This is a genomic window from Arthrobacter sp. HMWF013, assembly GCF_003061105.1.
Classification (GTDB): Bacteria; Actinomycetota; Actinomycetes; order Actinomycetales; family Micrococcaceae; genus Arthrobacter.
This window is the reverse complement of record NZ_QAIQ01000460.1, coordinates 1-9,462: the sequence shown is the minus strand read 5'-3', so window position 1 is coordinate 9,462 and position 9,462 is coordinate 1. Positions and strand designations below refer to the sequence as shown.

The following is a 9,462-nucleotide window of genomic DNA, read 5'->3' as shown; positions in this document are numbered from 1 at the left end:
GAACAGCCAGGACCACGATGCTGCCCTTGGGAGCCTGGGTAATGCTGCCGAACGTGACTCCCCCGCTCAGTTCGGTGGCCAGGGCCTGGGCGTTGCCTGCATCCTGGCCGAGGATCTCGACGCTCTGGTTGGCGGCGAGTGCGCGGGTGGCGATGCCCCGGGCCATGTTGCCGTTGCCGATGATGGTGATGTTCGTCATGGGATTCTTCTTTCCGAATATGCGGGCCAGGAGGTTCTTCATCAGGTTCTGTTCTGTCTAGTGGTTATTTACTTGAAGCTACAACTAAATATAGGCCGAGAAAGTTGAAGTGTCAATGGTTTTCGGAAAGACAGTGGGTAACATGCAGCCATGAGCACCCGTGATACTCCGCCGCAGATCGGCGACCTCCCGCCCATTGGGCGGCCGGCGAACAGCGCCCTGCTTCAGGCCGGAATCAGCACCCTGGCCCAGGTCGCCGGGCTCAGCCGCAGCGAATTGCTGGCCATGCATGGCGTGGGCCCCAAAGCCATCCGGCTCCTTGAAGAAGCGCTGGGCGCTCAGGGGCTGCGGTTCGCCGACTGACAGCCGGACGCGGACCGCGTGACCCTGGGAGCGGCGAGTGGATTCGGATACGGCAAACCAGGCAGGAATTTCCTCTGGTTCGCGTTTCTGCCGGCCTGAGACAATGACCCAATGGAAATCGCGCTGGGAATTCTGGCTCTCGTCGCGGTGGTCTGTGCGGTAAGCGCCGTGGGCCGGAAGCTCAACATTTCCGTTCCGCTGCTGCTGGTCCTGGCCGGCGTCGCCGCTTCCTTCCTGCCTTTCGTCCCGCGCATCGAGCTGACCCCCGAGCTGGTCCTCGTGGGCTTGTTGCCCCCGCTGCTGTATGCCGCGGCGCTGCGGACCTCGCTCTTCGATTTCCGTTCCAACCGCCGGGCCATCGGGCTGCTGTCCGTGGGCTATGTCATCTTCGGCACCGTCACAGTGGGCTTCGTGGTCTGGTGGCTGTTCCCTGAAATCCCGCTCGCCGCAGCTTTCGCACTCGGCGCCGTTGTGGCGCCACCGGACGCGGTGGCCGCAACCGCCATCGCCCGGAAAGTGGGGATGCCCCGCAGGATTGTCACCATCCTCGAGGGCGAGTCACTGGTCAACGACGCCACCGCCCTGATCTGCCTCCGGGCGGCGATCGCCGCCATCGCGGGATCGGTGTCGGCCGCGGAGATCGCCGGTGAATTCCTGCTCGCAGCCGGTGGCGGGGTGGTGGTGGGCCTGGCCGCCGCCTACGTGCTGACCGAGCTCCGCAAGCGGATCAGGAACGTCCCCATCAACACCTCGACGTCGTTGGTTGCGCCTTTGGTGGCCTATCTTCCGGCGGAGGCGATCCACGCGTCCGGTGTCCTCGCCGTCGTCGTCACCGGGCTGGTGATGGGCACCAAGGCGCCCTCCATGCCCAACGGTGCCGCCCGGCTCAGCCAGCGGAGCAACTGGAACACGGTGCAGTTCCTGCTGGAAAACGCGGTGTTCCTGCTGATCGGCCTGCAGGTGCGGACCATCATCGACGGCGTCCAGGACGATTCGCTGGGGGCAGGCCGGATCTGGGCCGGCTGCGCCGTCATCCTGCTGGCGGTGCTGGTGCTGCGGCCCGTTTGGGTGTTCCCGGCGACGTACCTGCCGCGGCTGATCCCGGCGGTGCGGCGGAACGATCCGGCGCCGCCGTGGCAGTTCGCAGCGATTGTGTCCTGGGCCGGGATGCGGGGAGTGGTCACCCTGGCCGCGGTGTTGGTGCTGCCCGAGGACCTGGAGCACCGTTCGGTGCTGATCCTCGCTGCACTGGTGGTGGTGGGCGGCACGCTTGTGCTGCAGGGCTTTACTCTGCCGGCGCTGGTCCGGACCCTTCGTGTGCAAGGTCCGGACCCGCGCGAGGACGCGCTGAACCAGGCCTCGCTGATGCAGCTTGCCACTGCAGAAGGCGTGGCCCGCCTGCAGGAACTTCGCACAGGGGACGATCCTCCGGAGGTGGTGGCCATGCTCAAACGGCGCACCCAGGAGCGCGGACTGGCGGCCTGGGAACGGCTCGGGCGGCCCAAGGCCGAGGCCGCGACGCCCAGCCAGCGGTACGCCCGGCTGCGGCTCGCCATGCTGGACGCGGAGCGGGCCAAGGTGCTGGAACTGCGGCGCGGCGGCGAATTCGCGCAGGAGGTCCTCAGCGAAGTGCTCGACCGGCTGGATATTGAGGAATCCATGCTGGACCTGGCGCTGGACGAGCTGGATACGTCCGGCGAAGGCGGCGGCGAAGGAATTGCGACGCCGGGCGGGGTGTGCGCCCACCTTGAGTCAGCCCGGTCCCGGGAGGTGCCACTGGACGCGTACTGCGAGGACTGCCTGAGGGAAGGCACGACGCCGGTCCACCTGCGGATGTGCCTGGGCTGCGGGAAGGTGGGGTGCTGCGATTCCTCCCCCGGCACCCATGCGTCCAAGCACTTCGGGTCCACCCGGCACCCGGTGATGCGCAGCATCGAACCCGGCGAGGACTGGCGCTGGTGCTACCAGGACGACCTGCTGGGATGACGCGATCTCCCGCCGATTGGCCACCGCTCCGAAGGCGGGGTGCTCGCCGCATCGCCGTCTTAGCCACCCTCACGGCGTTGGCGGTGGGGTTGAGGGGAGCCATGGACCTTCTCGGCGAGGTCAGGTACTGGAATCCGCTGACACCTCTCGAGTACGCCGCCGTTGTCCTGGCTTCTCTGGCTTTCCTCCTCCTGGGCAGTACGCTCTGGACCATAGGACAGGACTGGAAGTCCAGTCCAACAAAGACCGGCCGCATGGCAAGGTTCAGCCGGTTCTCGATTTCTGTGGCTGCGGTTGCTGCCGCGGTGGTTTCGGTCAGAAACCGCCGAAGCATTCCTCTTGTTGGCAATAACCGCCGGCGTCATATTGTCGGCCCTGTCGCCTCTTCCAGCGGTCGCGGCACTCCTGGGGGCGGCTGCTTACTACGCTTTTGGCGTGCCACACGGGCGTGACCACCCTGATCCTGCCAGAACCTGACCGTAGTGCCGCGTCCATCGGCGGGTCGGAACGGCCACTATGCTGAGCTGACCATCGCAGGAGATGGGCTTGGCAGCACAGGGGGCGCTGGTGGCATCAGGTTTTGACGGCAAGGATTCTTCGGGCATACCGCGCTGGGGGCGTGACATTCCGGGAGTCCGCCGGTCTCCGAGCGGGCGTATCCCGCAGTGGGCCATCGACGAGGCACTGGGAAAGCTAGACAATCCCGAGCCCTGGCGCAGTGCCCCGGCGCCGCTGGCGCCCCGAAAGCCACACCGCTTCAGCCGAAAACGGCCAGTCCGTGCCCGCAAATGGAGAGGGCGGTTGGCCACGGTGCTGGGTATCGCCCTGGTGGTGGGCCTGTATTTCACGCCGAACCTGTTCGAACGGTACGTGATGTCCGCAGCACGGCCCCATCTGCGCGGCTCCGAGGTTCCGCCACCGGGTTTTGAAGCCGCTTCATCTCCCCTGGGCCTCCCGCCGGCCGTGACCGGATCCACCGCTTACGTCCTGCAGGAGTCGCCGGACCCGGGCCAGTCATTTACCGCCTACGATCCGTGTCGGCCGGTCCACTACGTGGTCCGGCCGGACTACGCACCACCAGGCACGGAACAGCTCATCCAGGAGGCCGTGGCCGCTGTTTCGGCGGCAACCGGACTGCAGTTCGTCTATGACGGAACCACCTCCGAAGCGCCCACAGAGGACCGCGGCGCGTACCAGCCTGACCGCTACGGCAAGAAATGGGCGCCGATTCTGATTGCCTGGTCCACGCCCGAAGAGTCACCTGACCTGGCGGGCAGGGTTGCGGGCACCGGTGGAAGCTCATCCGTCCGGGTTCCGGGCGAGCCCTACGTGTACGTCACCGGCCAGGTTCACCTGGATGCGCCGGGACTGACAGAAATGATGGCCTTTCCCGATGGACCCGCCCTGGTCCGGGCCATCATCATGCACGAACTGGCCCATGTCGTCGGGCTGGACCACGTGAACGACCCCACGCAACTGATGTATGAGGAGAACAGCGGGCAACTCGACTTCGGGGCCGGCGACCGCGCCGGGTTGGCATTGCTGGGAACGGGAAAGTGCGTCCCGCGACTGTGACCGGCCCGGAAGGTGGTGACGGTTCCAAGAATCGCCACCACCTTCTCGAACTACAGTTCAGGCCGTATGAGCCATCGTCAGCGGGCAGATGCTGCTGTGTCCTCCTCCACTGGTTCAGCCGCCACCAAGTGGTGCAGCTGCTCGGCGTGACCGCGCGGGGAGTGCGCCTTGTCTTCACCGTTCTCGTAGGCATTTTCGGCGTGGAGACCAATGTCGAGTCCCGTGGCTTCAATGGGTGCCGCAACGCGGATGCCCATGGTCATGTCCAGGACTTTGGCGATCACCCAAGTGACCGTGAAGGTGTAAGCGAAGACGGCGACAATGGCCAGCGCCTGGCGTCCAAGTAGTTCGAAGCCCCCGCCGTAGAGCAGGCCGGTTGCCCCGCTGGGCGCCTCCGGGGTGGCCAGAATGCCAATCAGCAGGCCGCCAACAACGCCGCCGATGAAGTGCAGGGCGGTGACGTCGAGGGCATCATCGAATCCCAGTTTGTATTTCAGTGCGACGGCGAAGTAGCAGACAGCGCCTGCCGCTCCACCGATCGCAAGGGCTGCAAGAGGCGTGACGGCGCCGCAGGACGGAGTGATAGCTACCAGTGCGGCGATGGCGCCGGAGGAGGCCCCGAGAGTGGTCGGGTGACCGTCGCGGATCTTCTCTACGAGGAGCCAGACGACGACGCCCGCGCAGGTCGCGGCAACAGTGTTGAACGAAGCCACGGCGGCATTGTTGTCTGCAGCGCCCAAGCCACTGCCGTCGAAGCCGATCCATCCGGTGAAGAGAAGCCCCACGCCCAAAAGGGTCAGCGGAAGGCTATGTGCTTTGGGCTGCACCGGCCACGTCCGGCGCTTGCCGAGTACAAGCGCCAGCGCAAGGGCGGCCACTCCGGAGTTGACGTGAATGGCCGTGCTGCCGGCGTAATCGATGGCACCCAGGGTGTTGGCAATCCAGCCGCCCTGGACCGCGCCGTCCCCCGAATCAAAGGCGAATACCCAGTGCGCAACCGGGAAGTAGACCAGGCTTGCCCAGATGCCGGCAAAGACCAGCCAGGCTCCGAACTTCATCCGGTCTGCCGCTGCACCGGCCACAATGCCGGCCGTCAGGCCGGCGAACATCAGGTGCAGTGCGGCCAGCGCGAGGGGCGGCAGGGCGGCGTCGTCGGGGGCTGTCAGGAGCTGGCCCAATCCCGCGTACTCCAGCGGGTTGCCGAGCAGCCCCAGCCCGGCGATGGAATTGCCAAAGACGGCGGAGTAGCCAAAAGCCACCCAAAGGACGCCTACAACACAGAAGGAACCCAACACCATGAGCATCATGTTCATGGTGGTTTTGCGGCTGACCATGCCGCCGTAGAAGAGAGCCAGTCCAGGCAACATCAGGGCGACTGCAACGACGGCGGTCAGGACCCACGCCGTATTGCCCGCGATGGTGGCAGTGTCCATACGAATCTCCAAAGGCTAGATGACGGTCACGCCGCACAGGGAGCGGGGCGCCAGCGTTTCGATACGCTATCTAAATTGTTGGAGGGGACGTTTTCGATGCCGTATCGAATTCGTTTCCGGTGGGTTAACTCTCGGCGGTGGTATTCCAGTCCGAAGTGATCCCGCGCGCGGCCATCCGGATCTCCGGCAGACTCTCCGGGATCGCCAGTAACCGGGCCAGGCTCGTGTCGGCGCTCAGTTCCGAGACCTGTTCCGCGGAATAGGAGCGAAGGCCGGGAAGGGGCTGGCGGTAGTGGCGCTGGAGGCCCTCATTCAGGCCCAAGGCCGCAGTTGCCACATCCGAGGAGTCCACTGCCAGGAACTCACCCGCACTGACCCCCTGGTGCACAATCGATGCCGTCAGTCGGTGGAGGGCGGCGTAATCATCAAAGAACGCACCGAAGTTCTGGGGCTGTGACCGTGCCACCCGCTCAAACTCATAGAAGTCCAGGGGAGCCGAGCACAGCTGCATGACGTCAGCATGGAGGACCGCGTACAGCCGCGGGGCCGCAGCGCCGGATTGTGCTTCGAGCGCAGTTGCCAAGGCCAGTGAGCTCCGATTTTCTTCAAGCAAGGCCTGGAGGATGTTGTCCTTGCGCGCAAACCAGTAATAGAGCGAGGACTGCCGCAGCCCGGCGCTGCGGGCGATCTCACTCATGGTGGTTTCCGCATAGCCTTTTGCCACGAACAGGGCGATGGCTTCCCGGATAATGTCCTGCCGCGGAGATCCTGTCGGAGCGCCGCTCAGGCGGGGCCGCCCCGCAGCCGGTCGTGACGCATCCCTTGTCATCCCAAACCCCTGCTTTCGTTGTCTTCAGGCCCTCCCCAAAGCCTATCCGCGAAGGATTAACGTCGGCGAAACAATTTCGACATCCTATCGAAATTGCGACGCATGAGACTTTCTATAACTTATCGAAAAGGTGTTCATCGTGACCACCGCAGTTACCCGAACAAGGAGCCAACATGACCGTAGAAACAGCACAGTCCGCCGTTGAAACCGTGCAGCGGAAGCTCCGCGAGGCCGGGGTCAAGTATGCAATGTCCAGCTTCGTGGACCTGCACGGCAACATCAAGACGAAGTTCGTCCCGCTGGCGCACTTGCCCCAGATGGCTGCGGGGTCCGAGCTGTTCACCGGGGCCGCCCTTGACGGGCTGCCGCAGGACATCAGCGACGAGGAGCTCTCCGCCCGTCCTGACCTCGACAGCGCAGTGCAGCTGCCCTGGCGCAAAGAGGTGGCCTACTTTGCGAGCGACCTCTACACCGGGGGCAAACCCTTCGAAGCGGCTTCGCGGAACATCCTGAAGCGGCAGCTCGAAGAAGCGAAGAAGCTGGGCTTCACCTTCAACCTCGGCATCGAAACGGAATTCTTCGTCCTCAAGGACACACCCGAGGGCCCCGTGGAGGTCAGCGACCGGGACACCCTCAGCAAGCCCTGCTACGCGGCACCGGCGGCTTTGGACAACTTTGACTGGCTCACCGAGATGGTCGAGGCAATGAACGAGATGGGCTGGGGTGTCTACTCCTTCGACCACGAGGATGCCCAGGGCCAGTTCGAGATCGACTTCAAATACTCCGACGCCCTGACCATGGCCGACCGCGCGGTGTTCTTCCGGCTGATGGCCAACGAGATGGTCCGCAAGCACGGCTACTTCGCCACCTTCATGCCGAAGCCCTTCGCCGACCGGAGCGGCTCCGGCGCACACTTCAACATGTCGCTCGCCGACGTGGAAACCGGCGTCAACCTATTTGAGACCGACGACGACCCCCGCGGCTGTGGCATCTCCGAACTGGGCTACAAGTTCATTGCCGGCGTCCTCAAGCACGCGCCCGCCATCTGCGCCGTCATCGCCCCGACCGTCAACAGCTACAAGCGCCTGGTCCGGAAGGGCAGCATGTCCGGCTCCACCTGGGCTCCGGTATTCGTCAGCTACGGCAACAACAACCGCACCAACATGATCCGCGTCCCGCTGGCCGGCGGCCGTGTCGAGTGCCGTGCTGCGGACATCAGCTGCAACCCCTACCTCGGGGCGGCCATCATTCTCGCAGCAGGGCTGGAAGGCATTCGGGAGAACCTCGATCCGGGCGAGCCGCACACCGAGAACATGTACAACTACACCGAGGCCGAAATCCTGCAGAACGGACTGGGCCTGCTCCCCCGCAGCCTGGGCGAGGCGATCGACGAGTTCGCAGCCGACAGCCTCTCCCGCGATGTCTTCGGCGAGTCCATGTACAACGCCTACATCGATTACAAAGGCGGGGAGTGGAATGAGTACCAGGCCCACGTCTCGGAATGGGAAACCAAGCGCTACCTGAAATTCTTCTAAGCTGCCCCCATGCACAAGGATTTCGCACTCGGCAGGTTCGGGCTGGTTTCGGGCCCGGACCTGCCGGACGCCAGGCTCGCCTACCGGACCTACGGCTCACTCAACGCGGCCGGTGACAACTGCATCCTCCTGCCGTCGTACTACACCGGCACGCACGCCAGCTACGAACCCTGGATCGGCAAGGGACGCGCCCTCGACCCTGACCGCTGGTTCATCGTTGCCGTGAACATGTTCGGTAACGGGCTTTCCAGCTCGCCCTCCCGCGCCGACCCCGAGATCCGCGGCGCGGCTTTCCCAAGTGTCACCATCGCAGACAACGTGATCGCCCAGCACCGTCTGCTGACTGACCTTGGCGTCCGCCACATCCGGATGATCGCAGGGTGGTCCATGGGCGCGCTGCAGGCCTACGAGTGGGCCGTGCGCTATCCCGGGATGGTCTCCGGCATCCTTCCTATCGCCGGAGCGGCCAGATGCTCGCCGCACAACTTTGTTTTCCTTGAGGGTGTGAAAGCGGCGCTCAGGGCCGATCCAGGTTTCGACGATGGGCGCTACACCGTCCCGCCCGTTCGTGGGTTGCGTGCATTCGGTACCGTTTATGCCGGCTGGGCCTACTCGCAGGACTTCTTCCGGAACGGCAGCTACCGGGATGTCGGCTACCGGAGTGTGAACCACCTGATCGACGATTGGGCGGCAGACCACGAAGACATGGATGCCAACAATCTGCTGGCCATGCTCGACACCTGGCAGCGGGCCGACGTCGGGACTGCTGAACGCGGTGGCTTCGAGGGAGCGTTGGGTCAGATCCAGGCACGCTGCATTGTCATGCCGAGCACCACAGACCTCTACTTCCCCGCTGCGGACAGCAGGATCGAGGTCAATCTGATTCCTTACGCGGAACTCCGCCCGCTCGAATCCAATCTTGGGCACATTGCAGGACGGCCCGGGATCCGGGGAGCCGAAACGGAACAGATCGGCGAAGCCATGCACCTGCTCCTCGACGGCTGATCGTGAACGACGGCGGGGCCTCCCCGCCGTCGTCCGTTTGCCCTCGCTGGGGCTCAGCGCGCTCCATGGCGCGCGGCTCCGGTCAGGCGGCCAGCGGCATATCGAACAACTGCTCGGCGAGCCTGATCAGGTGGCGGGGAGCGTCAGCCGCTTCGCCGGGGTCCGAGTCGCCCAGGAACAAGGCAGTCCCGTAAATGGTGGCGTCGAGATCCACGCCCGCCTCCCGGATGAGGACTTCCGCCCGCACATTCGGGCGGGAGCGGGTCCCTCCATTGTTGAGGTAGACGTGCCAATCCCGGCCGGCGATGAATCCGACCTCCCCGGCGGCTACCCGCTGCCAAGCGTCCATGTCCAGCTCAACGGCTCCGATGTGGACGGAATGCGTGAGGCGGGCCGGGATTACCAGGGCGTTGAAGGAAGTTTGAAGGGTCATGTCTTGTCCTTGAAGCTGAAAAGGATTGCGTCCGATCCGGATGGTGCGGGCAGCCGCGCGGGCTAGGAGTCCCGCTCGCGGCTGCCCGCAGGCATGTTTAGCGC

General features: G+C 64.8%; 9 protein-coding genes. 5 read left to right on the top strand and 4 right to left on the bottom strand.

Going from position 1 to position 9,462, the window contains the following annotated elements; all coding sequences use genetic code 11:
- A partial coding sequence (locus tag DBR22_RS16630; protein WP_181365219.1) for an NAD(P)-binding domain-containing protein occupies window positions 1-199 on the bottom strand: 199 nt, incomplete at its 3' end.
- Between the two features lie 150 nt (window positions 200-349).
- Here DBR22_RS16630 and DBR22_RS16625 point away from each other — a divergent pair.
- From DBR22_RS16625 to DBR22_RS16615, 3 genes are all read left to right on the top strand, one after another.
- The gene (locus tag DBR22_RS16625) at window positions 350-562 is read left to right on the top strand and encodes a hypothetical protein (protein WP_108599932.1); all 213 of its coding nucleotides are present in this window, start codon (window positions 350-352) and stop codon (window positions 560-562) included.
- 111 nt (window positions 563-673) lie between these two features.
- A complete protein-coding gene (locus DBR22_RS16620) occupies window positions 674-2,548 on the top strand; it encodes a Na+/H+ antiporter (RefSeq protein ID WP_108599931.1) in 1,875 nt (624 codons plus the stop codon).
- A gap of 810 nt (window positions 2,549-3,358) precedes the next feature.
- Window positions 3,359-4,123 (top strand): peptidase, encoded by a 765-nt coding sequence (locus DBR22_RS16615; protein WP_258229254.1) that lies wholly within the window; start codon window positions 3,359-3,361, stop codon window positions 4,121-4,123.
- Window positions 4,124-4,200: 77 nt separating this feature from the next.
- Here the strand turns inward: DBR22_RS16615 and DBR22_RS16610 are convergent, their stop codons facing one another.
- Together DBR22_RS16610 and DBR22_RS16605 are read right to left on the bottom strand one after the other, a co-directional pair.
- Entirely contained in the window at window positions 4,201-5,556 is a 1,356-nt protein-coding gene (locus DBR22_RS16610; protein ID WP_108599930.1) for an ammonium transporter, read from the bottom strand.
- A 124-nt stretch (window positions 5,557-5,680) separates the two neighbouring features.
- Window positions 5,681-6,385 (bottom strand): TetR/AcrR family transcriptional regulator, encoded by a 705-nt coding sequence (locus DBR22_RS16605; RefSeq protein WP_108599929.1) that lies wholly within the window; start codon window positions 6,383-6,385, stop codon window positions 5,681-5,683.
- Between the two features lie 173 nt (window positions 6,386-6,558).
- Between DBR22_RS16605 and glnT the strand changes: the two genes are divergently transcribed.
- Window positions 6,559-7,920 (top strand): type III glutamate--ammonia ligase, encoded by a 1,362-nt coding sequence (glnT, locus tag DBR22_RS16600; RefSeq protein ID WP_108599928.1) that lies wholly within the window; start codon window positions 6,559-6,561, stop codon window positions 7,918-7,920.
- A gap of 9 nt (window positions 7,921-7,929) precedes the next feature.
- Window positions 7,930-8,925 (top strand): alpha/beta fold hydrolase, encoded by a 996-nt coding sequence (locus DBR22_RS16595; RefSeq protein WP_108599927.1) that lies wholly within the window; start codon window positions 7,930-7,932, stop codon window positions 8,923-8,925.
- An 82-nt stretch (window positions 8,926-9,007) separates the two neighbouring features.
- On the opposite strand, the gene DBR22_RS16590 is transcribed toward DBR22_RS16595, so the two are convergent.
- On the bottom strand, window positions 9,008-9,358 hold the full coding sequence (locus DBR22_RS16590) for a hypothetical protein (protein ID WP_108599926.1): 351 nt from the start codon (window positions 9,356-9,358) through the stop codon (window positions 9,008-9,010).
- Window positions 9,359-9,462 lie beyond the last annotated feature (104 nt).

Excerpts from the sequence above, each read along its gene's own strand:
- DBR22_RS16605 (WP_108599929.1), bottom strand. The coding sequence starts at position 6,385 with ATGACAAGGGATGCGTCACGACCGGCTGCGGGGCGGCCCCGCCTGAGC.
- DBR22_RS16610 (WP_108599930.1), bottom strand. The coding sequence starts at position 5,556 with ATGGACACTGCCACCATCGCGGGCAATACGGCGTGGGTCCTGACCGCC.
- DBR22_RS16625 (WP_108599932.1), top strand. The coding sequence starts at position 350 with ATGAGCACCCGTGATACTCCGCCGCAGATCGGCGACCTCCCGCCCATT.
- DBR22_RS16590 (WP_108599926.1), bottom strand. The coding sequence starts at position 9,358 with ATGACCCTTCAAACTTCCTTCAACGCCCTGGTAATCCCGGCCCGCCTC.
- glnT (WP_108599928.1), top strand. The coding sequence starts at position 6,559 with ATGACCGTAGAAACAGCACAGTCCGCCGTTGAAACCGTGCAGCGGAAG.
- DBR22_RS16595 (WP_108599927.1), top strand. The coding sequence starts at position 7,930 with ATGCACAAGGATTTCGCACTCGGCAGGTTCGGGCTGGTTTCGGGCCCG.
- DBR22_RS16620 (WP_108599931.1), top strand. The coding sequence starts at position 674 with ATGGAAATCGCGCTGGGAATTCTGGCTCTCGTCGCGGTGGTCTGTGCG.